This window comes from Anabaenopsis elenkinii CCIBt3563 (genome assembly GCF_015245355.1).
Taxonomy (GTDB): domain Bacteria; phylum Cyanobacteriota; class Cyanobacteriia; order Cyanobacteriales; family Nostocaceae; genus Anabaenopsis; species Anabaenopsis elenkinii.
In genome coordinates this window covers 1,589,758-1,612,551 of the sequence record NZ_CP063311.1, presented here as the reverse complement: position 1 = coordinate 1,612,551, position 22,794 = coordinate 1,589,758, and the positions used below count along the sequence as shown (strand labels likewise).

Below are 22,794 nucleotides of genomic sequence, written 5' to 3'. Positions count from 1 at the left end.
TGGTGTTGATTTACGGTTGAGCAGTTAAAACATCAAACTTAAAAACTGTACTTTCCAGAAAGGCCAGGTGATCCATGCACACAAAATGCTGACTCCTAACAGTACAGTGAAGTTATAAAACTGGGTCTGTCCAGTGGTGCTGTATTTCAATCCTTCGCCGCCTAACAGGGAAAATAACCCCACGAAATTGACGAGACCATCAACTATGAAGCGGTCAATCATATCAGCGAATTTAGAAAGTTGGTCAACGCTGAAAATGATGGTCATACGATAAATTTTGGGTGTGTAAAAGTCGTATGCTAATAAGTCTTGTAAAGGTTGCCAAGGTAGGCGAATTGGTTTGGGAATGTTACCTAAATAAATGACGGCGCTAATGCTACAACCAAAAATACTAGACCACATGAGTAATAGGGCTAAATCTTTATTCAGGGTTGCCCAACTGGGTAATAGTGATAAGCTTTGTAACACTAAAGGCAAATGCAGGACTACGCCAAATAAGATCATCATCGGCATGATCATCGGCCAATGAACTTCAGGCGATCGCTCACTCATTGGTTTAGCTTTACCACCAAAAATTAAGCAAAATTCTCTAGTTAAACTGATGGCGGTTAAGGTGTTGACTACCAGAATAATTCCCACTAAGGGGGGGTAAGTTTTCCAAATTCCATCGGCTAATTTCACTAAAGCCCAAAAGCTACCTAAGGGGGGAAAAGCAATTAATTCCAATATACCAACGATGAAAGCTAACCCAGAAATAGGGCGGCGTTTCCACAGGCCACCTAGTTGGGTAATGTCTTGGGTGATACTATTCCATATAATACCCCCAGTACTCATGACTAATAATGCAGATGCTAAAGCATGGGCAAGTACCAGTAATAATGCTGTCTCATCTTGTTGGGTGCCTACTGCAATAAACACTAAGCCCATGTAAGCACTAACAGAATAAGATAAGCAGCGTTTGATATCAACTTGAGCGATCGCAATTAAGGATGCACCTACGGAGGTGATCACACCGACGCCAATTATAAATGATGAAACTACAGGCGATAAAGTTAATACAGGCTGGAGTTTAATTAATACCCAGGCACCACTAGCAACCACTACGGAGTTACGTAAAATTGTACTGGGAACGGGGCCTTCCATGGCTTCATCTAACCATAAATGCAGGGGAAATTGAGCGCATTTACCCATCGGACCGACAACTAATGCTAACCCGACTAATGTGATCACTGTGGGGTTTACTTCAGCATTACTCGCCCATGCTGCTAACTCTGTATAATCCCAAGTCCCTGATAAAGTCCATAACCCCAAGACTCCCATCAGTAGGAATAAGTCTCCTACCCGCTTGGTGAGGAAAGCATCTCTAGCACCGGTGACTACCAGGGGTTGACTAAACCATAACCCTACTAACAGATAGGTTCCTAGTGTGAGAATTTCCAAAATTACATAGCTGAAAAACAGATCATTGCACAAAGTTAGGGCAGATAATCCCGCTTCAAATAATCCTAATAGAGAATAAAAGCGCCCCCAACCCCAGTCCATTTCCATGTAACCAACTGCGAAAATTTGCGCTAACAAATTTAATCCAGTGATTACCACCATTGCACCTACACTAACTGCAGAAATTTCTAAGGCAATGGTGAGGTTTAAACCGGCGGTTGATAGCCAAGGAATAAATATTTCTTGCGGGGGTTGGTTCCAGATGAATATAAAAGCCAAGACACTATGAAGTAATGACAAAAATGTCATGAATAAATTGACATAACCTGCTGGTCTTGAGCCGGTTTTCTTAATGACTCCCGGTGACCAAGGAATGGCTAAAAGTCCACCTATTAACGCATAGCAAGGGACTAGCCAAACAGTTCCTATGAGAAACTGAATCATGAAATTCACCTCTTTATTGATGGTATAAATTAGCTAGGCAACAGAGATAATTTCCTCTGGCTTCTAGTTAGCTAATTATTTGGCGAATGATAAATTTATTTTTCTTTAATTTTTCTAGTTTACCTTTTTTCTGGCCAAAAAGGAATTACATAATTAGACTAATCTATAATCTTTACTCTAATTAATTCTTATATAATCAATCGTCTATAGTTTAGCCATAGAGTATCCTCTATGTTCTACGTGTTATCACTAATTCTGCTGCCAACTCTATAGCTGCTTTCATACTTGTAGCGTCAGCAATGCCCCGACCTGCAATGTCAAATGCTGTACCATGATCCGGGGAAGTGCGGACAAATGGTAAACCAATAGAAGTGTTAACGGCTCGTTCAAAAGCCATCAATTTGACAGGAATTAAGCCTTGGTCGTGGTAAAGTGCCAAATAACCATCGGCGGCATTGTGAACAGAAGTATAACCATACCAAGCCAGACCCGGCTTAACCCACATGGTATCAGGTGGTATGGGTCCTTGTAGCTGCCAATGGGGGCGATTTTGCCGCTCTTGTTCTAACCAGGGAATTAACCACTCTTGTTCTTCAGTTCCCAGTTGTCCCTCTTCCCCACTGTGGGGGTTTAAACCGGCGATCGCTATTCTGCCGGTTTTTAAGCCGAAATCTTCTTCTAAACACTTCACTAGTAAATCTAATTTTTCTGTCAATAACTTTGGTGTTAATGTATGGGCTACTTGACTTAAGGGAATATGTGTGGTGGCTAGTAAGGTGCGGAGTGTCCAAGCAGTGTGAGGAGAGCGGGCGACAAATAACATCCCGAAGCGGTCAACCCCAGCTTTTGCGGCTAAAAGTTCGGTTTGTCCGGGATAATTGTAACCTGCCAACTTCCAAGCAGATTTAGCAACCGGTCCGGTGACAATAGCATCAAAATTACCCGACAATGTGCTGGCGATCGCATATTCCATATAGGCAAAACTAGCAGCACCACTAGCGGCATTACCCTGACCAAGAATAATATTATCTTTATTTACACCATGTAATGGCACATCCAGGACTTGTAACTCATCTGGATGAGCTAAATCAATGGTGTTAATCCGTTGATAAACCCCTAACAGTAAATCTCTACTACCCACAACTGTTACGTCATATTTTTGACGGATAGCTGGTTCAGCCAAAGCTTTTAAAATTACCTCAGGTCCGATTCCAGCCGGGTCTCCCAGTGTTAACGCCAAACGCGGGGGATTTATTTGTGATCCTTCTACTGTTTTATTTTGACTCATTTAATACAAAAAAATATTAAGTAAAACTGCAATCCAGGAACTGCCACCAAGGGATAATTAGGGATTGATCATCAAAGTGGTTTAGAATTATTTACACAGGACTCATGAAAAACAAGCCTTGATAGCGCTTCTGGTAGACTAGTTTACCTGAATATGCGCTACTGCCTATGCCTTGGTCTTCTCAACTGGTTGACCAGCATAGTGGTAACACTTCTGAGTAAAAGCCAAAAAAATGTGCACAATTGTGAGCATTTTTTGATCGCACTGGCGAAAATTAGATTTGAGTTATGACTCAATCTGGTGAAAGCAGCCCAGTTGAGCAAAACTGATCATCAACCATTCGTAAAGGAGAATCACACTCATGAGCGGCGAACTTCTGAATGCAGCGCTGTTGTCTTTCGGTTTAATCTTTGTCGGTTGGGCCTTAGGTGCTTTATTACTGAAAATCCAGGGCGCAGAGGAGTAATCCTCACAGGATGGGGGTACTGGGAGTCAGACCAAGAATTAAGTTCTCTGGTTTCCCCCTTCCCAGACCTGCCAAGATTCAATAAATAAATGAAAATAATGTAAACTTTTGTTTACACAGCTAATTCTGTTAAGATTCATTTCATAAAAGTTAAAAATTTATTACTAACCTCATGACTTTATTAATTGTCGGTGCCACTGGCACATTAGGAAGACAAGTGGCTCGTCGTGCTATCGATGAGGGGCATAAAGTACGCTGTCTGGTGCGGAGTCCCAAAAGAGCGGCATTTCTCAAAGAATGGGGTGCTGAATTAGTCAAAGGGGATTTGTGTAACCCCCAAAGCCTTACAGGAGCCTTGGAAGGTGTGACGGCAGTCATTGATGCTGCGACATCTCGTGCTACAGATTCACTGACTATTAAACAAGTGGATTGGGATGGTAAGGTGGCATTAATTCAAGCCGCAAAAACGGCGGGTGTAGAACGTTTTATATTCTTTTCTATTCTTGATGCAGATCAGTATCCACAAGTACCACTGATGGAAATTAAGCGGTGTACAGAACTGTTTTTAGTTGAGTCTGGTATAAACTACACAATTTTGCGTTTGGCTGGCTTTATGCAAGGCTTAATCGGCCAATATGGTATCCCCATTTTGGAAAATCAACCAGTGTGGGTAACTAGTAATTCTTCCCCTGTGGCTTATATGGATACTCAGGACATCGCTAAATTTGCTATTCGCAGTTTGAGCGTCCCAGAAACCCAGAAACAAGCTTTTCCTGTGGTAGGTACTCGCCCTTGGAGCGCAGAGGAAATTATTAACCTGTGTGAGCGTTTATCTGGAAAAGAAGCCAGAATCACCAAAATGCCAATTAACCTGCTGCGGACAGTGCGGCGATTTATCCGCTTCTTTCAGTGGGGGTGGAATGTTGCCGACAGGCTGGAATTTACAGAAGTCTTAGCTAGCGGTAAACCGTTAAATGCTCCCATGGATGAGGTCTATCAGGTATTGGGGTTAGACAAGGAACAAACCACCACTGTGGAAAGCTACCTACAGGATTATTTCAGTCGCATCATGAAGAAGCTCAAAGAGCTAGACTACGAAAAAAATAAATCCAAAAAGAAAAAAGAGAAGTCTAAAAAGACTCCATTTAAGCAGTCTTCCAAAGTTAACAGTCAATAAAAACGTTGGTTCTTGTTCATTGGTGATTCATGGGCATTTTTTTGAGAGACTCATGACTACAGTGTCCAAAATATGTCAGGATGACAGAAGTAAAAAGCATCGCCTAAACTTGGATATTTGAGTGTGCCGAAAGCAGGCATTATTTACAATAACGTTAAACCGATAGCGAGTCGCATCGCTATGGAACTGCAAGATCAATTTACCTGTGCTGGTTGGGATGTCATTACCACCACGAGTATGGGTGGTATATTGGGCTACTCTAGTCCAGAAAGTCCTGTATGCCACACCCCCATTGATGGACTGACTCCCCCCGGGTTCGACTCAGAAATGAGGTTCGCTGTGGTACTAGGGGGAGATGGCACTGTTTTAGCGGCTTCCCGTCAGGTTGCCCCCACTGGTATTCCCCTGTTAACGGTGAATACTGGTCATATGGGATTTTTGACGGAAACTTATGTTAGTCAACTCCCTCGGGCTATAGAGCAAGTGATGGCGGGTGATTTTGACCTAGAAGAACAAGCTATGCTGACGGTGAAAGTGTTTCGCGGTCAGTCCGTGCTTTGGGAAGCCCTCTGCTTAAATGAAATGGTGTTGCATCGAGAACCTTTAACCTCTATGTGCCATTTTGAAATTGCTGTGGGGCAACATGCACCAGTAGATATTGCAGCAGATGGTATTATAGTTTCTACCCCCACGGGTTCTACTGCATATTCATTAAGTGCCGGGGGTCCAGTGATCACTCCTGGTGTACCTGTCTTGCAGTTAGTACCCATTTGCCCCCACTCCCTAGCTTCGAGGGCATTAGTATTTCCAGATACAGAAACAGTCAACATTTACCCAGTCAATATTCCCCGGCTGGTGATGGTAGTAGATGGTAATGGGGGATGTTATATCTTCCCAGAAGATCGGGTATATTTAGAGCGATCGCGCTACAGTGTCCGGTTCATTCGTCTGCAACCGCCGGAATTTTTCCGCATTTTGCGAGAAAAGCTCGGTTGGGGTCTACCACATATCGCCAAACCGACATCGGTAGAGCTACCTTAGTAACCATCAATTACTAGGAATCATCGGCCACAGGAAATCCGGGATAAAAATTGTATCTATCTTAATTACTGGCTCACAGCTCACTATTAATCTGTATATCCTGTATGACAATTGCTCACAATCCCTGTGTTCTGGTGATTGAAACCGATGAGAGTCTAGCAAATCAGCTGGGCTTTGATTTGCGAGAAGCCGGTTATGAGGTGATTTTAGCTCATGATGCGGCTAGCGCTTTACAATACTGCCGTGATGCCTCTAGTGGGCAAAGCCATCAGCCACCTGCTTTAATTGTTGTAGACCGGATGCTCTCAGGAGAATCAGGACTCTTATTGTGTAAAAAACTCAGAAATGCTGGGATGTGCGCCCCTGTGCTGGTACTCATGGCCAGAGATACAGTAGATGACCGGGTGGCTTGTTTAGAAGCTGGCGCTGATGATTATGTCCTCAAGCCTTATCGCTCGGAAGATTTTTTAAAGTTAATTCACCTGTACCTAAAGCCCGATGTTGAAACCACCGAACAGTTACGTTTTGGGGATTTGGTTTTAGATGTCGCTACCCGTAGGGCCATACATAACGGACGGTCAATTGACTTGACAATGAAAGAATTTGAACTATTAAAATTCTTAATGGAACATCCCCGGGAAGTATTAACCCGCGAACAAATTTTAGAAAATGTTTGGGGTTACAACTTTATGGGTGAGTCCAATGTTATAGAGGTATACATTCGCTACTTACGCCTGAAAATCGAATATGGGAGTCATAAGCGTTTGATTCAAACAGTGCGCGGCGTAGGATATGTATTACGGGAGTCTTAATCTGAAAATTACTACAAAAATTAAAAATTGACTATGGCACAGGCAAAAAACGTACTAGGAACCAACCTGGAGAGTTGCTGTACATCTCCCATGACTGGCTATTACCGCGATGGCTTTTGTAATACAGGTGGTCAGGATTTCGGGATGCATGTTGTTTGCGCCCAAGTTACAGCAGAATTTCTCGAGTTTACTAAATCCCAGGGGAATGACTTGAGTACAGCCGTTCCCCAATTTAATTTTCCCGGACTACGACCAGGCGATCGCTGGTGTTTATGTGCAGCCCGTTGGCAAGAAGCTTTAGATGCTGGTGTCGCCCCCCCTGTTGTGCTTGGCGCTACCCATTCTAGAGCTTTGGAAGTCTGTTCACTAGAGGATTTGCAAAAACACGCCCTTATGTAGCTAAAGACCTAGAAACGTCAAAATTAAATTAATAATATACTCCCAGGGGCAATTAATCAATTGCCCCTATTTATTGATCACAGGCATAATAAAGTGTTTATTAATACTAAATAATTAGACTAGAAATAACATAATCAGCAAATCCCTGACTGCTCACAACCGACCCAGGATATATTTTTTCATGATTTTATGTTTTAAAATTATGTTTCAAGATAGATGTTTTTGTATCTATTCTTCTCTAATGTAGATTGTGTCATTTCAAAAATATGCCTATAGATAGATAAAAAATATCTCAACAGTACATAGCCTAACTAACAATTTTTTAGTTATGTAGGTGAGGTTTTATTTCTTTGAACTAAGTACAATGACTACGCTAGACAGTTAGGTGGTAAAACTTAATGTTAAATTTTAACCGCTGGCTGCTGCCAAGCTTAGATAGCTTACGAGTGGTACAAGTTGCAAGTGCGATCACAATATTAGTCGGTGTTTTGGTGCTGTTTGGCTGGTGTTTCGACATCGAATTCATGAAAACCTGCGGTAATACGAGTCTAGTAACAATGAAGCCTAATACAGCTTTATGCTTTGTCCTCTCTGGTATATCTCTATGGAGATCGCAGATAGAACAAAATAAAGGTGGTAATGATACTAACCGTTACTTACCCTGCTCGCGAATTTGTGCAGCATCTGTTACCTTAATTGGTTTACTCACCCTAGCTCAGTATTTATTCGGGTGGAACTTTGGTATTGATGAATTACTATTCCAGGAGCAAACAAGTGCAGTATTAACATCCCCTCCGGGGCGAATGGGGTTGAATAGTGCCTTAAACTTTATATTTCTGGGTATAGCTCTAGAAATTTCCGCCCATTCGCCAAATCAGCGTAATTTTTGGTATGTTCAAATTTTAGCAGTGATGGTACTAGTAATTTCCGCACAGGTACTTATCGGCTATATCTATCAAGTAGGATTGTTACCCACGACCCCATCACATACAACATCAATGGGATTACATACAGCACTAAAGTTCATTGTGCTTTGTATAGGTATTCTCTGGGCACGTCCGAATCAAGCATTTATGGCAGTAGTAATGAGTGATACCTATGGTGGCTTGATAGCCCGTCGTTTTTTGCCGGCAGCTATAACTCTACCATTAGTTATAGGCTGGTTAATCCTCCATGGTCAATTAGCTGGGAAATACGGTTCTGCTTTTGCTATATCCTTATTTGCCATTATCTTAATAGTGATTTTTGCGATTTTGATTTGGCAAACTACAGCAGTAATATCACGTATAGAACGAGAACATTCTGAGACACAAAAGCGGCTCAAAGCACAGGAAGAAAAACTGAGAACTTTTGTGGATGCTAACATCATTGGTATTAAGTTTGGTGATGTGTATGGTGGTATTCACCAAGCCAACGATGCATTTCTACAGATGATTGGCTACACCCGTGAGGATTTATTCACAGGTAAATTAAATTCGCGAAATATCACACCACCAGAGTATCGCCACTTAGATAGGCAAGGTATTGCCCAAGCCCAGGAAAATCCCCGAGGTGCTTGTAGACCTTATGAAAAAGAATACATTCACAAAGATGGTCGGCGGATTCCGGTTTTAGTGGGTTACGTGTTGCTGGGGGAGAACCGACAAGAATCAGTGGCGTTGATTCTGGACTTAAGCGAACGCCAGCAAGCAAGAGAACAAATAGTACAACTTAATCAAGATTTACAACGTCGGATCACCGAATTGCAAACTTTATTTCAGGTCATTCCTATTGGTATTGGTATTGCTGAAGATGCAGACTGTAAAACTATGCGAATTAACCCCTGTCTTGCTCAACAATTAGGGATATCACCAGGTGAACATGGTGCTATGAGTATCCTTAGTCAAGAACAACCCCCAGAATTTCAAGTTTGCCGCGAGGGTAGAAAACTATCACCAGAAGAGTTACCTATGCAATATTCTGCTGCTCATGGTGTTACAGTTTTAGACTCTGAAGTTGAGGTAATACATAAAGATGGCAAAATTCTCAAGTTGTTGCAGTATGTCGCCCCGTTGTTTGATGAACAGGGTAACAGTAGAGGTAGTGTTGGGGCATTTTTAGATATTACAGAGCGGAAGCAGATAGAGGAAGCAGTTCACAATCAGCAAAAATGGCTAGAAGACGTCTTAAATCTGATGCCTCTACCATTACTATTTGTAGACCCGGAAACGGGTCACGTCACCTTTGCTAATCGAGCTGCTGATGAATTAGCGGGGGGTATGTTTCCCACAGGAGTACCAGTAGAAGAGTATCACACAGTATACTATTGCACAGATTTGGAGGGAAATCCCATTCCTAACCACCAAATACCTGGGGCGCGGGTAGCCAGGGGAGAACGTTTAGATGGATTAGAAATCAACTGGCACACCGGCGACCGGGTGCGCTCTATACTAATATTTGGTGATACTATACCAGCAATGCACGGTCATCCAGCTACCTGTGTAGCAGGGTTTCAAGATATTACCAATCTTAAGGAAATTGAAAAGGCGCAAGTATTAAGTTACAAAAGGTTACAGCTGCTGTTTAACACAGCCAGTGATTTGTTATCTAGTCAGCAACCCGTAGCACTGATTGACAGCTTCTACCACAAACTGGCGGAGCAGATTGGTTTAGATGTTTACTTTAATTATTTAGTTGAGGAAAACCATCAGGTGATCCGCCTAGCATCTTTTACAGGCTGTTCTGAGGAGGAGGCTAAAAAATATGAATGGTTGCAATTAGGTCAATCGGTGTGCGGTGCTGTCGCCCAAGAACGCCGTCCTATTTATCTAGAAAATGTTCAGGAATCCACTGACCCAAAAACGGAATTGATTCGGAATTTAGGGGTGAAAGCTTGTTATAGTTACCCGTTAATAGCATCGGAACGGCTTTTGGGTACTCTTTGTTTTGGTAGCCGCAGTTGCTGTTCTTTTAGTGAGAATCAAAGGGCGATGATGCAAGCAGTTTGCGACCAAATAGCAGTGGCCATGGAACGGGCGAGCTTAATTGCTTCTTTGCAGCAGCAAACAGAGCAACTGCAACAAGCCAACCGCATGAAAGATGAATTTCTGGGTATATTATCCCATGAATTGCGATCGCCCCTGAATGCAATTCTCGGCTGGGTGCAACTGCTACGAGCTCGCAAACTCAGCGACACTCAAATGGCCAAGGCGATGGAAACTATTGAGCGCAATGCTAGGAACCAAGCTCAGGTTATAGAAGATTTGCTGGATATTTCCAGCATGATTAGGGGACAGTTGTATCTCAATGTTTGTACTTACGATTTGGCTCCCCTAATTGAGTTGGCGATGAAAACAGTCAAGTTAGCCGCCCAAGCCAAAGAAATTGATTTGAGTTTTACCGTGATTTCTTCCCAGGAAATAGACCCAAATCATTCCAGATTTGTAGTGGCCGGTGATATGGAGCGTTTACAACAGATTATCTGGAATTTACTCTCTAATGCCATTAAGTTTACCCCTACAGGGGGTAGGGTAGAAGTTCTACTTTCCCATAGTATTGATGAGCACCAAAATTTACCCCGAACCATGACTAGCTATGCTCAAATTCAAGTCCGGGATACAGGTATTGGTATTAAACCTGAGTTTCTACCTTATGTTTTTGACCGCTTTCTCCAGGCGGATAGTTCCAGTACCCGCTCCTATGGCGGGTTAGGTTTAGGCCTAGCAATTGTGAGACATTTAGTAGAATTGCATGGCGGTACTGTCCATGCAGAGAGTGGGGGGGAAGGACAAGGTGCAACTTTTACGGTGAAAATACCACTGTTCTTAGAAATATAAGGGGGTTATTTCTGGGAGCTATTCAAGAAGGTTATCAGATCCAGCCTAAACCCATTGCAGCCGAAGAGTTAGCTACAGTGGTGGCTAGTCTGGTAAATCGAAATTAAATGGTATATTGCAGTACTATCAGTTTGAGCTTGGAGACTTATATGTCCTTTGTACCATTACATATTCACAGTGACTATAGTTTGCTCGATGGAGCCAGTCAGCTACCAGAATTGGTCGATCAAGCCATTGCTCTGGGGATGAAATCGATCGCCCTGACTGATCATGGTGTCATGTATGGTGCTGTAGAATTGATTAAAATCTGCCGCAGTAAAAACATTAAGCCAATTATTGGCAACGAAATGTATATCATCAACGGCGACATTACCAAACAAGAACGCCGCCCCAAATATCATCAAGTCGTTTTAGCTAAAAATACTCAAGGTTATAAAAACTTAGTTAAAATTACCACAATTTCCCACCTGGAAGGGGTACAAGGTAAGGGAATTTTTTCTCGTCCTTGTATTAATAAAGATATACTTAAACAATATCATGAAGGTTTAATCGTCACTAGTGCCTGTTTGGGTGGAGAAATACCCCAAGCAATTCTGAGTGGTAGGCCAGAGATAGCCCGGAAAATTGCCAAGTGGTATCAAGAAGTATTTGGTGATGATTACTATTTAGAAATCCAAGACCACGGATCTCAAGAAGACCGCATTGTGAATGTAGAAATTGTTAAAATTGCCCGGGAATTAGGAATCAAATTTATTGCGACTAATGATTCTCATTTTATATCTTGTTTTGATGTCGAAGCACACGACGCTTTACTATGTATTCAAACTGGACAGCTAATTAGTGAAGATAAACGGATGCGTTATAGCGGCACAGAATACCTCAAATCCGCCGCAGAAATGAAACTTTTATTCCGTGACCATTTACCACATGATGTCATTGATGAAGCTATCAGCACCACTGAAGAAATTGCTGATAAAGTGGGAGTTTATAATATTATGGGTGAACCTCAGATTCCCACACCATCCATACCCTCAGGCCATACTCCCGACACTTACGCTGAAGAAGTAGCCTGGCAAGGACTATTAGAACGTTTAAACCGCAAATCCCGCAGCGAAGTTGAACCAGTCTATAGAGAAAGATTAGAATATGAATTAAAAATGCTCCAGACCATGGGGTTTTCTACCTACTTTTTAGTAGTTTGGGATTACATCAAATTTGCGAGAGATAATAACATTCCTGTTGGTCCTGGTCGGGGTTCCGCTGCTGGTTCTTTGGTGGCTTATGCCATGAGAATTACTAACATAGATCCAGTACATCATGGTTTATTATTTGAGCGATTCTTGAACCCAGAACGTAAATCGATGCCTGATATTGATACAGATTTCTGCATTGAAAAACGCGATCAAGTAATTGAATATGTAACCCAAAAATATGGTAAAGATAGGGTTGCTCAAATTATTACTTTTAACCGACTCACTTCTAAAGCTGTTTTAAAAGATGTTGCCAGAGTGTTGAATATTCCCTATGGGGAATCCGACAAAATGGCGAAATTAATTCCCGTAGTCCGGGGTAAACCCACTAAACTCAAGGTGATGATTTCTGAACAAACCCCAGCACCAGAGTTTAAGGAAAAATATGATAATGATCCGCAAGTCCGCCATTGGGTTGATATGGCGATGCGAATTGAAGGAACTAACAAAACTTTTGGTGTTCACGCTGCTGGGGTGGTGATTTCTGCTGACCCCTTGGATGAAATTGTCCCACTGCAAAGGAATAATGACGGTTCGGTGATTACCCAGTATTTTATGGAAGACTTGGAATCACTGGGTTTGTTAAAAATGGATTTTCTGGGGTTACGCAACCTGACCCTGATTCAAAAAACCATTGATTTAATTGAACAAAGCAGAGGTTATCGCATTAACCCAGATGAGATTACAGGTCAAGAAAGAAAATCTCAAAAAATATTAGCTAAGGGTGAACATACAACTTTACCCAAAGATGTGAAAAAATCCTATGAACTTTTAGAAGCTGGGGATTTAGAAGGAATATTTCAATTAGAATCTTCGGGGATGCGTCAGATAGTTAGAGATTTAAAGCCTTCTAATATTGAAGATATTTCTTCTATTTTGGCCCTCTATCGACCCGGTCCCCTCGATGCAGGACTAATTCCTAAGTTTATTAACCGTAAACATGGGCGAGAGGTGATTGATTACCAAAATTCTATTCTCGAACCTATCCTGAGCGAAACCTATGGAATTATGGTTTATCAGGAGCAAATTATGAAAATTGCTCAAGATATGGCTGGATATTCTTTAGGACAAGCTGACTTACTGCGCCGCGCTATGGGTAAGAAGAAGGTTGCAGAAATGCAAAAGCAGCGAGAAAAGTTTGTGGATGGGGCGGCGAGGAATGGAGTTAAAAAACAGGTAGCTGAGGAATTGTTTCAGCAAATGTTAAATTTTGCCGAATATTGTTTAAGCTATGATACGGAGGTGTTAACGGTAGAATATGGCTTGATTCCCATTGGGGAAATTGTGGAGAAATATCAAGAATGTCATGTTTATAGTGTTGATATTCATGGTAATGTTTATACCCAACCTATTGCACAGTGGCATAATCGGGGAGAACAAGAACTATTTGAATATACTTTAGAAGATGGTTCAATAATTCGGGCAACAAAAGACCACAAGTTTATGACCTCTGATGGGCAAATGTTACCCATTGACGAAATTTTTACACGGGAATTAGATTTGCTGCAAGTTCCAGGTTTACCAGAGTGAGGATAAAATTTTATTGTGAAAATTTTGACTTCATTGACTGTCTGGTTGTACTCTAGAAGATTGCTTGCTCATGGCTTTAATTCATCTACCTGGAGATGCTTATAGAGTATCCAACTGGGCTACTTTTGTTCTTCTAGTGATTTAGTTGGGACTTCGACAGCTTGAATATCAATTGTCCCTTCTGGTGTGAAGCGCTCAAAATGTCCTTGTTTTACTGACAATTTCTCTCCACAATTAGGACACTGCAACTGAGTGTTATTTAAACCTGAAAATTCATAATTACACACGGGACATTGGTCAGTTACTAAATTGCGTTGTAGCCACCAGCGAAAGGCGAAGAAGGCGACAACTGGTATAAATAACAGCAAACCAAAGATAATTAACAACGAATTTACCAGCCAGCCTAAGCCTAGTGATGCTAGCAACCAGAAAACTGCTAACATAGTCAGCCAAGGTCGCAGTTTTTCCAGACTCAATTGCAAAGATTTAAGGCTCATTTTTGAAATTATTTTCTTGCTCTCCCTCTAGGATAGCGATTTTAATAGTAGGTCAAAAGCCCATGGTCTACCACCAAAGGTCAAGAAATATTAATTGAGTTTTGGAACTATAGGCTGATACGCGATTCCAGGGTAAAAATATCTAGTTTTCTCGCGCATATTTGAGTATTAGTAAACAATTTTTACCATCTGCACTGCGTTCGTAGACAACATGGTCAGCCAATCGTCGCAGCAGAAACCATCCATATCCACCTACTTGGAGTGTACCTGGCTGTGGTTCTGTGAGCGCATCAGGATTGAAAGGTTTTCCTTGATCCCAAATTCTCATTTCCAGTCTATCAATCCACAGACTCACTTCAATTTCGATGGTAGTTTCTGGTGGTAAGGTACTATGGGCATGACGAACTGCATTGGTAAAACCCTCTGCTAATGCTAAGTTGAGGCGATAAAGTTGGCTTTGTGACCAACCCAATTGAGACAAATATGTCAGAGAAAATTGGTCAAACCATTGTTGTACGTAGTTTAGGAGCTTGAGTTCGCTCTTTACCGCCAGATGGTCTTGCTGCACTATGCTAAGCATTGACCTTGACTTGAATATAATTTCCTTGAGGTACTCCCCCGCATAAATGACGGGGGATTAATTTTGGGTTAATTTTGGGTTGATTTTGGGTTCAAGCAGCGATCGCAGGCCTACCCTGTCTGATATCCCCTTGCCCATCAGCTGTTTTGCGTGGATTTTTACATTGACACCTGTAAGTTTGAAAATAACATCCGGCAAAATTATCAGCAACTGTCCAATCACATTTGAGCGGTTCGGTAGTTCCCAGCCAGTTAGCCTTCTACCGTCAACTGCTTATTTTGCACGATGATCTTCAAACTACAGGTGTCACAGAACCTTTGCTACTTAGTTTAGAACAATCCCAATGTCAAAGATTTATCTAATGGTAAAGCAGCACCAATACCTAGCCAGACAGTTACTAGTGTACCAAATAGGAACACTGTAGTTGCCACTGGACGACGGAAGGGATTTTGGAATTTATTCACGTTCTCAATAAAGGGAACGAGGATTAATCCCAGGGGTACAGCAGCCATTGCTAACACTCCTAAAAGTTTGTTAGGAAGCGATCGCAAAATCTGGAATACAGGATACAAATACCACTCTGGTAAAATTTCCAGGGGTGTGGCGAAAGGATTAGCTGGTTCACCTGTCATTGCTGGATCTAGCACAGCTAGAGCCACAATACAAGCAAATGAACCCATAATCACAATGGGAAATACATACAGTAGGTCATTAGGCCAAGCCGGTTCACCATAGTAGTTGTGACCCATGCCTTTGGCGAGTTTAGCTCTTAACTGAGGATCACTCAGATCGGGTTTTTTCTGCGTGGACATATTTAAATTACGCTCTCCTGCTCAAATTCAGTTAAAGCATTTGTGAAAGCCATGAGCTATGAGGCTTACCCTAGCGGGGAGGGTGTCTACAGCTTTGAGCTTCAAATCCAAACCTTTGTTTTTATTGTCGCTTATGAGAGATTAATTACTGATTTCTCATAAGTTTAAAACAAACATTTGCATCTAGGAACTCAAAGCTGTCGCCTTTTCCCATTGTGCCTTCATTCCATTACAAACCATTACAAAGGACCGGAAATACCTTGCTTGCGGATCATCAAGAAGTGGAACAACATGAACACCGCAATTAACCAGGGTAGTATAAAGGTGTGAGCGCTATAGTAACGAGTCAGGGTTGCTTGACCAACACTAGAACCACCCCTTAACATATCGGAAATAAAAACGCCAACCACCGGAATTGCTTCTGGTACGCCGCTGACGATTTTTACCGCCCAGTAACCAACTTGGTCCCAAGGTAGGGAGTAGCCTGTAACACCAAAAGAAACAGTGATGACTGCGAGAATCACACCACTGACCCAAGTTAATTCCCGAGGCTTTTTGAAACCACCTGTGAGGTATACTCGGAAAACGTGCAAAATCATCATCAACACCATCATGCTGGCAGACCAGCGATGGATGGAGCGGATCAGCCAACCGAAATTGACCTCATTCATAATGTACTGTACCGAAGCATAAGCTTCAGTCACAGTCGGCTTGTAGTAGAAAGTCATTGCAAATCCAGTTGCAAACTGAATTAGAAAGCAAACTAGGGTAATTCCGCCCAAGCAGTAAAAAATATTTACATGGGGAGGGACATACTTGCTAGTTACGTCATCGGCGAGGGCCTGAAGTTCTAGGCGTTCCTCAAACCAGTCATACACGTTGGCCATACAATCTGAAGTTCCTAAAAATCGGTTGCGGTTGATTTATCTCCCAATTAACTATTTTGGGATTTTCACAAAGGGGATTTAGTTTGGTTTTGAGCAAAGTGATAAGACTTTTCGTGAAACTTAACACTCTGTAAATATGGAATATATTGCCTTGTCTTGGCAAGCTAACACCACAAGTGCTTGGCTACCAAGTCGATCTTATCCTTTGCTGGGTGCAATGGAACCCATCAGTTTTAGCAAGAACTTGATGAGAGGAATGCACCAGTTCTATAAAAAACGTAACATAGTTGAGATATAGATTTCATCAAGGATGATGTAAATAGGCATTTTTCCTCAGTATTTTTTGGCAAATTTGGGAGCAGGTGGATTTTGAAAATGGGGTTCATGGAAAAACGGGTTTTTCGGCTAGGATTTTCACTGCTAGTGGCTTTTTGCTTGGTAATAGGCACTTTTATGCCATCAGCCACCGCTTTAACCGATGAACAAAAATTAGTTTCAGAAGTTTGGCGAATTGTCAACCGCAATTATCTAGATGAGACATTTAATCATCAAAACTGGTCTGAGGTGAGGCGAAAGATTCTGGAGAAGCCACTCAAGAACCAAGAAGCAGCTTATGGGGCTATTCGGAAAATGCTCCAAACTCTGGGGGATCCGTTTACGCGGTTTTTAGACCCCGAGCAATACCGCAGTTTGCAGGTGAATACTTCCGGCGAACTGACTGGGGTGGGGTTGCAAATCGCCATCAATCCTGAAACCGGAAAGCTGGAAGTTGTGACTCCTATTATGGATTCCCCTGCAGATTTAGCAGGTATTAAACCAGGTGATCGCATTGTGAAAATTGAAGGGATTTCTACAGAAAATTTAACTCTTGACGAGGCGGCGGCTAAAATGCGCGGTCCGATTGGTAGTTCTGTCACACTTTTGATTTCACGAGATGGTACCGGAGAACAACAGGTAAGAATAGTGCGCGATCGCATTGAGCTTAATCCTGTAGTCGCACAACTGAGGTTGTCTCCCCAAGGTACCCCCATTGGTTACCTGCGTCTGACCCAATTCAATGCTAACGCCTCTATGGAATTAGCCCATGCCATTTCTAGTTTAGAGAAACAAGGTGCGGCTGCCTATATTTTAGATTTACGTAATAATCCGGGGGGATTATTACAATCAGGAATTGAAATTGCCCGTCTGTGGTTGAACTCCGGTACCATAGTTTACACCGTAAATCGCCAGGGCATTCAGGGCAGTTTTGAATCCTTTGGCCCAGCTTTGACAGATGACCCTCTGGTGATTTTAGTCAATAAAGGTACTGCCAGCGCTAGTGAAATTCTGGCTGGGGCGCTGCAAGATAACCATCGTGCTATCTTGGTGGGGGAAACTACTTTTGGTAAAGGTCTAATTCAGTCTCTATTTGAATTATCCGACGGTTCTGGCTTGGCAGTGACAATTGCTAAGTACGAAACACCATCACATCGGGATATTAATAAATTGGGAATTACCCCAGATCAGGTGATTTCCCAAGCATCAATTACCCGCGCACAAATTGCTACCCCGGAGGATTTGCAATATCAAGGGGCCCTGGAATTATTCAAGACAAATTCTGTATTTGCTGGGGTAGATACTGGGGTTAAGTGACACAAATTTCCAGCTAAATACCCGATTCCTTCCAGAATGCGGGCAAATCATTGATTAATTAACATACTGTTACGGGTATATATTCTGTTGATGCTTCTCAACTATTGCTTGATTCAGGGGAAACACTCAGGCTAATACAGGCACTAACAAGGCGGTGGTAAGCATTATCTATGACATATCTTCCTCTGAGGAAACCTGTGTTAGCCCCGGGACATATGTACTGGAGTGTTTCGGGTGTAAACCTTTCTCGCAGTAATTGCAAACTTTTTATTTGTCTGGGCCAATGAAAGGTTTTCGCAGTGCGAAAAGCTACCGGCTCCCCTGTGGAGTTAGGCACTAAATGACGACCGGAAAATAACACACCCCCAAAATCACTGTAGTAGAGACAAGATGAACCCGGAGAATGTCCAGATGTCCAAATCACTTCGGATGTGGAATTGAGTCTCAATTCCTGGGTAAAGGTGGTAAGGGTTAGTCCAGGTAATAAATAGGCTTCTTGCTCTTGAATCAGGACCTCACAACTAAAGGTTTGCTGAATTTGTGCTGTTTTACCGATAGCACCTCGATGAGTCAGAAATAACCAGCGCACCCCACCATGCGATCGCAAAAAATCTTGATTTATGGGGTCATTAGCCGGAGAATCTATGAGAATATTACCTTCCTTTCCTAAAATAAGATAAGAGGTTCCCCCTAATGTGTCCCTGTTGGGTGGAAAGGCAAAGATCCCATCTAGTACCGGACGTGGTGACTTGGCTGTTTGATTAGGCTGTTGAGGTAAGGGGCACATGGGCAAAAACCGAAACTGAGGAGTGTGAAAAATTAGCTGACGAATTGAACTTCTTTAGGACTTACGCATTGACAAAAAATATGATCTATGATATCTAGATCATGCGATCGCTATTAAGATTAGCAAAAATATGCTCACGTACAACTAAAGTAAACAGATTCCGTTGTATTTCATACCACAAGTGTTGAATGTTAAGAAAGAGGGTATAAAAATTGCCCAAAATATATTAAAATTTGGGCTAGCTATCTAAAAGGTATTGTTTAATGACGATTATAAATTCATTTCCGAAGATTGTCAAAGACATCCTCAGCCCATTACCAAAAAACGATTATCCGGTATTGAATAGCCGTCTGTTCGTGGAGTGTTGGCTAGCTTATGCACTGGATAATAGCTTAACGAGTATGCGGGATTTATTTAAAAGATTAAATCATACAGGGTTTAGCGTGAATATTGGCACATTCTCCAAAGCCAACACACATCGAAGCCAAGAACCATTCCAAAAAATATATCAGCAATTAAATCAATTAATTCAGAAAAAAGCCCAGAAGAAGTTACATAATAAATACGCAATATGTCCAATTGATTCAACCGTCATCACATTGACAAGTAAATTACTATGGGTGTTAGGTCATCACCAAGTAAAGCTTTTTAGTTCTCTCAATCTTGCCACGGGAATTCCAGAGGATAATTTCATCAATTTTGGGCATAAACATGATTATAAGTTTGGCTCAAAAATGATGTCTAAATTGCCAGCAGATGCTGTTGGAGTAATGGATAGGGGCTTCGCCGGATTAAATTTTATCGACGAATTAAACCAAGCTAGTAAGTATTTTGTTTTACGAATAAAAAATAATTGGAAACTAGAGCCTGATTCAGAAACTGGACTAGTAAAAATTGGTTCAGCTAAAGATGCTAAAGCTTATAGAGTGATTAATTTTTGTGACTTAGAAACTGAAGTAGAATTCCGGTTGGTTACTAATTTACCAGCCGATGGAGAAGCACCAGTGACAGATGAAGATATCCGGGATATTTATCGCTGTCGATGGGGAGTCGAACTGTTATGGAAGTTCTTAAAGATGCACTTGAAGCTGGATAAATTAATTACTAAAAATGTGAATGGTATTGCGATTCAACTGTATGCAAGTCTCATCGCTTATCTAATTTTAGGACTCGTCTCTATTCCTAAAGAATGGGGTGATAAGTTATTAGATAAATTTCGCTATCTCCAAGCCTGTATGTGTCAACAAATCAGTTACGTCCATTGGATGGAAGATATTATGCTATGTTGACATTTTCACCCTTGATAAGACTACTATACAGAATTATGTAAAGTTTTGTAAAGACATTCAACATTTCTGATTTCATACCAATTGCTAATTATTTTTTCAGAGCGCATAAACTCCAACTTAACAAAAGCTTGAAGTGAACAAAAGATGTGAGTCTTAATTGCATGAGTATCCCTAACCATGAACCGACAAATTCCACATACTTGTTTTATGGCTCGATGAAAGGTTTCAATTCCCCAATGAGTATCATGAATTGTCATAAATTCATTTCTAGTTATATCCTCGATTCTTTCCTCATCTGGAAGATACAAAATATAGTGTCTAGAGTCTTCTTTTTTAAAGTCTTTCCTAAACAACTTTATAAATCCAAATTCTTTCAGATGAGTCCTTAATCCTTCTTCGGGAATAGCCAGAGTGCTTACTTGACAATACTTGTGTGGCTCATTTGAAACAGTTCTATTTTTTTCAATTCCGAAGAGAAAACCCAATTTCTGGTTTTTTAGGAATTTCAAATTTTCTACTCCTGAATACCAACTATCACCTGTTACAATTCTGGGTTTGACTCCCCAGCTTATTATTTCACTTACCATTTCTCTAAAATAATCGTTTTTTGTTTTTCCCTCCTTTTTATCATATATTCTGTAATTTATTGGCACTGAATTACCATGAATATCACTGTATCATCTACACTTAGTATTCCTCCTACCAAGTTAATAACTTTTTCTATAATGTTGAATAAATCTTTCGGTTCATATCGCTCTCTCAATAAAAAGCGATTCACACTATCATGTGAAACGTCTCCTAATATCTCTGCTAACCTACTGCACCCCCCAAACTTTGGCTCTGACAGTAAAAATAAGGTGTATAGGTCTAGATTGCATTGCGCTGTGGATGGTTTCGTGATTTTTCTAATTGTCTGATACCTAGCAAGTAGACGACCTATATTTATCAATTCACTATTTTGTTATTCTGTCAATGCGTAACTCCTATTCTTTATGAACTACCCACAGTTGGCTTGGCCTGAACTGTGGGTTTCTACCTCCCTCAGTTCGTTTTTAGCAAAACTTTCTGTAGATTTTTGTCGCTTCTTTGCTCCTAGTTGCCGCATCGCTCCAGCAAGCTTATGCTTACTGGTAGATGTGGTAGAGCTAGACGACTGTGCGACTACGAAGCCAGTTCCTGACTCCGGTAGAATTCCTTTTGCCCAGTAAAGCATTACTTGTGCAGCAGCAATGTCTCTGTCTTGTATATAACCACAAACAACACAATTATGCACTCTCATATCAAGTGTTTTCCTGTGTTGATGACCGCATTTAGGACAGGTTTGGCTAGGCTTTACTTTCTTGGTGGGAACTTCTACAAACACACCACCGATCTGCTCAACTTTGTACTTGATGGTACTGCGAAGCATTCCAAAACCAACATCTAGTATTGATTTATTCAAACCTGCTTTTTGTTTCTTACCCTTGCCTTTTTTAGCTTTACTGGTCATGTTCTTGACTTCTAGTTTCTCAGTTGCAACGAAGCTATTACCGCGTACAATGTCTGTTGCAACTTGATGTACCCAATTTTGACGCTGGTTAGCAACTTGACGAATTAGTTTACTAACCTTTGATTGAGCTTTTTTCCATCTCCTAGAAGCCTTAATTTTTTTGGTTCTATTTGGTGCGCGTTTTCGTCTTTTATTCTGGGATGCTTTCTTGATTTGATGTTCAGCGGTTCTCAAAAACTTAGGAGCCTCAATCTGCTGATGATTCTGACCATCAGTAATTGACAATGCTGCATTACAACCTATATCTATACCAACAGCACCAGTTGGTAAAATTTCTGGCTTGAGAACTTGGTTTAAAACATCTACAGTGATCGATGCGTAGCATTTACCATAACGATAAACGATAGTACAAGTAGTGGGAGTTCCCCAATACTTAGCTTTACCCCGCATCTGAATACGTCCGATTTTAGACAGATTCAAATACCCATTTTCGCCGTGGGATTCTACTGAATACCCAGATTTAGCGGGATATGTCCAACCTGAATAATGTAAAATTGATTTGAATTTAGGACGATTACCTAAACCTTTGAACCAACGTTCAAAAGCATAATCTACCCGTTTTAATGTGGCTTGCAGAGCTTGAGAGTTGATTTCTTTATACTCTGTCCACACTTCTTTGAACGCAGGTAAACAATTTTGTTGCTCAAAATAATCAACGTTATGGTTGAATCTTTGATATTGATTAAATCTGTTGTATACAGCAGCGTTAAAAAGGTCTTTGTGAAGCTTTCGGTGATACCTCAAATACTGTTCTATCTGCTTATTTGGGTATAGCCTGAAAGTCATCCGCCTCGTCGCCACTGATTTATTTTCCTCCTGAAGGTATTTTGATATATTGTATTATATGTTTACTAGCAAGTGCAGACTAATTGAATTTTCACCAGAAGTAGACCATGTTCATCTGGTAGTTGATTTTCATTCAGATAACAATTTATCTTCTTTTGTAGGCAGCTTGAAATCAGCATCCAGTAGGATTATCCAAAAAGAATTTTCAGAATATCTATCTACTTTTTATAGAAAACCTGTTTTTTGGTCGAGTTGATATTATGTTGCTTCTACTTGTTGCTTCAAATTGAGAAAATCAAGCAATATATACAAT

General features: G+C 41.2%; 18 protein-coding genes and 1 pseudogene. 10 read left to right on the top strand and 9 right to left on the bottom strand.

The window, feature by feature from the left end:
• Window positions 1–24 precede the first annotated feature (24 nt).
• On the bottom strand, window positions 25–1,884 hold the full coding sequence (locus tag IM676_RS07260) for an NAD(P)H-quinone oxidoreductase subunit F (RefSeq protein ID WP_200989580.1): 1,860 nt from the start codon (window positions 1,882–1,884) through the stop codon (window positions 25–27).
• Between the two features lie 229 nt (window positions 1,885–2,113).
• A complete protein-coding gene (gene pdxA, locus IM676_RS07255; RefSeq protein ID WP_200989579.1) occupies window positions 2,114–3,172 on the bottom strand; it encodes a 4-hydroxythreonine-4-phosphate dehydrogenase PdxA in 1,059 nt (352 codons plus the stop codon).
• 361 nt (window positions 3,173–3,533) lie between these two features.
• Here pdxA and petM point away from each other — a divergent pair, with 361 nt between their 5' ends.
• The 7 genes from petM (at window position 3,534) to IM676_RS07220 (ending at window position 13,662) form a co-directional block, all read left to right on the top strand.
• Window positions 3,534–3,638, top strand: a complete 105-nt coding sequence (gene petM / locus IM676_RS07250; RefSeq protein ID WP_010998885.1) for a cytochrome b6-f complex subunit PetM — start codon at window positions 3,534–3,536, stop codon at window positions 3,636–3,638.
• Window positions 3,639–3,810: 172 nt separating this feature from the next.
• Window positions 3,811–4,815: an SDR family oxidoreductase gene (locus tag IM676_RS07245; RefSeq protein WP_200989578.1), complete on the top strand. Its 1,005-nt coding sequence runs from the start codon at window positions 3,811–3,813 to the stop codon at window positions 4,813–4,815.
• Window positions 4,816–4,938: 123 nt separating this feature from the next.
• Window positions 4,939–5,856 (top strand): NAD(+) kinase, encoded by a 918-nt coding sequence (locus IM676_RS07240; protein WP_200989577.1) that lies wholly within the window; start codon window positions 4,939–4,941, stop codon window positions 5,854–5,856.
• Between the two features lie 104 nt (window positions 5,857–5,960).
• On the top strand, window positions 5,961–6,668 hold the full coding sequence (gene nblR / locus IM676_RS07235; RefSeq protein WP_200989576.1) for a response regulator transcription factor NblR: 708 nt from the start codon (window positions 5,961–5,963) through the stop codon (window positions 6,666–6,668).
• Between the two features lie 33 nt (window positions 6,669–6,701).
• Window positions 6,702–7,067, top strand: coding sequence for a DUF2237 family protein (locus IM676_RS07230; protein WP_200989575.1), 366 nt, complete (start codon window positions 6,702–6,704; stop codon window positions 7,065–7,067).
• 398 nt (window positions 7,068–7,465) lie between these two features.
• Window positions 7,466–10,882: an ATP-binding protein gene (locus IM676_RS07225; RefSeq protein WP_200989574.1), complete on the top strand. Its 3,417-nt coding sequence runs from the start codon at window positions 7,466–7,468 to the stop codon at window positions 10,880–10,882.
• Window positions 10,883–11,031: 149 nt separating this feature from the next.
• Window positions 11,032–13,662, top strand: a complete 2,631-nt coding sequence (locus tag IM676_RS07220; RefSeq protein WP_200989573.1) for a DNA polymerase III subunit alpha — start codon at window positions 11,032–11,034, stop codon at window positions 13,660–13,662.
• 119 nt (window positions 13,663–13,781) lie between these two features.
• On the opposite strand, the gene IM676_RS07215 is transcribed toward IM676_RS07220, so the two are convergent.
• From IM676_RS07215 to petB, 4 genes are all read right to left on the bottom strand, one after another.
• Window positions 13,782–14,159: a hypothetical protein gene (locus IM676_RS07215; RefSeq protein ID WP_200989572.1), complete on the bottom strand. Its 378-nt coding sequence runs from the start codon at window positions 14,157–14,159 to the stop codon at window positions 13,782–13,784.
• A 142-nt stretch (window positions 14,160–14,301) separates the two neighbouring features.
• On the bottom strand, window positions 14,302–14,739 hold the full coding sequence (locus tag IM676_RS07210) for an ATP-binding protein (protein WP_200989571.1): 438 nt from the start codon (window positions 14,737–14,739) through the stop codon (window positions 14,302–14,304).
• A gap of 329 nt (window positions 14,740–15,068) precedes the next feature.
• Window positions 15,069–15,551 carry a cytochrome b6-f complex subunit IV gene (petD, locus tag IM676_RS07205; protein ID WP_200989570.1) on the bottom strand — a complete coding sequence of 161 codons (483 nt, stop codon included), beginning with the start codon at window positions 15,549–15,551 and terminating at the stop codon, window positions 15,069–15,071.
• Window positions 15,552–15,790: 239 nt separating this feature from the next.
• A complete protein-coding gene (petB, locus tag IM676_RS07200; RefSeq protein WP_200989569.1) occupies window positions 15,791–16,438 on the bottom strand; it encodes a cytochrome b6 in 648 nt (215 codons plus the stop codon).
• A gap of 375 nt (window positions 16,439–16,813) precedes the next feature.
• On the opposite strand from petB, the gene ctpA reads away from it, so the two are divergent.
• Entirely contained in the window at window positions 16,814–18,070 is a 1,257-nt protein-coding gene (ctpA, locus tag IM676_RS07195; protein ID WP_200989568.1) for a carboxyl-terminal processing protease CtpA, read from the top strand.
• Between the two features lie 97 nt (window positions 18,071–18,167).
• Here ctpA and IM676_RS07190 read toward each other — a convergent pair whose 3' ends face one another.
• On the bottom strand, window positions 18,168–18,857 hold the full coding sequence (locus IM676_RS07190; RefSeq protein ID WP_200989567.1) for an MBL fold metallo-hydrolase: 690 nt from the start codon (window positions 18,855–18,857) through the stop codon (window positions 18,168–18,170).
• 263 nt (window positions 18,858–19,120) lie between these two features.
• Here IM676_RS07190 and IM676_RS07185 point away from each other — a divergent pair, with 263 nt between their 5' ends.
• Window positions 19,121–20,146 carry an IS4 family transposase gene (locus tag IM676_RS07185; RefSeq protein ID WP_200988292.1) on the top strand — a complete coding sequence of 342 codons (1,026 nt, stop codon included), beginning with the start codon at window positions 19,121–19,123 and terminating at the stop codon, window positions 20,144–20,146.
• 65 nt (window positions 20,147–20,211) lie between these two features.
• Here IM676_RS07185 and IM676_RS07180 read toward each other — a convergent pair.
• Window positions 20,212–21,056 (bottom strand): annotated as a pseudogene (locus IM676_RS07180) (transposase); the annotation flags it as partial.
• 87 nt (window positions 21,057–21,143) lie between these two features.
• Window positions 21,144–22,481 (bottom strand): RNA-guided endonuclease InsQ/TnpB family protein, encoded by a 1,338-nt coding sequence (locus IM676_RS07175; RefSeq protein ID WP_200990114.1) that lies wholly within the window; start codon window positions 22,479–22,481, stop codon window positions 21,144–21,146.
• A 58-nt stretch (window positions 22,482–22,539) separates the two neighbouring features.
• Here IM676_RS07175 and IM676_RS07170 point away from each other — a divergent pair, with 58 nt between their 5' ends.
• Entirely contained in the window at window positions 22,540–22,737 is a 198-nt protein-coding gene (locus IM676_RS07170; protein ID WP_200989566.1) for a transposase, read from the top strand.
• Window positions 22,738–22,794 lie beyond the last annotated feature (57 nt).

What these genes read in the sequence shown, in the direction of transcription:
- IM676_RS07225 (WP_200989574.1), top strand. Translation starts at nt 7,466, where the DNA reads ATGTTAAATTTTAACCGCTGGCTGCTGCCAAGCTTAGATAGCTTACGA.
- petM (WP_010998885.1), top strand. Translation starts at nt 3,534, where the DNA reads ATGAGCGGCGAACTTCTGAATGCAGCGCTGTTGTCTTTCGGTTTAATC.
- pdxA (WP_200989579.1), bottom strand. Translation starts at nt 3,172, where the DNA reads ATGAGTCAAAATAAAACAGTAGAAGGATCACAAATAAATCCCCCGCGT.
- IM676_RS07215 (WP_200989572.1), bottom strand. Translation starts at nt 14,159, where the DNA reads ATGAGCCTTAAATCTTTGCAATTGAGTCTGGAAAAACTGCGACCTTGG.
- ctpA (WP_200989568.1), top strand. Translation starts at nt 16,814, where the DNA reads ATGGGGTTCATGGAAAAACGGGTTTTTCGGCTAGGATTTTCACTGCTA.
- IM676_RS07230 (WP_200989575.1), top strand. Translation starts at nt 6,702, where the DNA reads ATGGCACAGGCAAAAAACGTACTAGGAACCAACCTGGAGAGTTGCTGT.
- IM676_RS07245 (WP_200989578.1), top strand. Translation starts at nt 3,811, where the DNA reads ATGACTTTATTAATTGTCGGTGCCACTGGCACATTAGGAAGACAAGTG.
- IM676_RS07190 (WP_200989567.1), bottom strand. Translation starts at nt 18,857, where the DNA reads ATGTGCCCCTTACCTCAACAGCCTAATCAAACAGCCAAGTCACCACGT.
- IM676_RS07220 (WP_200989573.1), top strand. Translation starts at nt 11,032, where the DNA reads ATGTCCTTTGTACCATTACATATTCACAGTGACTATAGTTTGCTCGAT.
- petB (WP_200989569.1), bottom strand. Translation starts at nt 16,438, where the DNA reads ATGGCCAACGTGTATGACTGGTTTGAGGAACGCCTAGAACTTCAGGCC.
- IM676_RS07185 (WP_200988292.1), top strand. Translation starts at nt 19,121, where the DNA reads ATGACGATTATAAATTCATTTCCGAAGATTGTCAAAGACATCCTCAGC.
- IM676_RS07210 (WP_200989571.1), bottom strand. Translation starts at nt 14,739, where the DNA reads ATGCTTAGCATAGTGCAGCAAGACCATCTGGCGGTAAAGAGCGAACTC.
- IM676_RS07170 (WP_200989566.1), top strand. Translation starts at nt 22,540, where the DNA reads ATGTTTACTAGCAAGTGCAGACTAATTGAATTTTCACCAGAAGTAGAC.
- petD (WP_200989570.1), bottom strand. Translation starts at nt 15,551, where the DNA reads ATGTCCACGCAGAAAAAACCCGATCTGAGTGATCCTCAGTTAAGAGCT.
- nblR (WP_200989576.1), top strand. Translation starts at nt 5,961, where the DNA reads ATGACAATTGCTCACAATCCCTGTGTTCTGGTGATTGAAACCGATGAG.
- IM676_RS07175 (WP_200990114.1), bottom strand. Translation starts at nt 22,481, where the DNA reads ATGACTTTCAGGCTATACCCAAATAAGCAGATAGAACAGTATTTGAGG.
- IM676_RS07260 (WP_200989580.1), bottom strand. Translation starts at nt 1,884, where the DNA reads ATGATTCAGTTTCTCATAGGAACTGTTTGGCTAGTCCCTTGCTATGCG.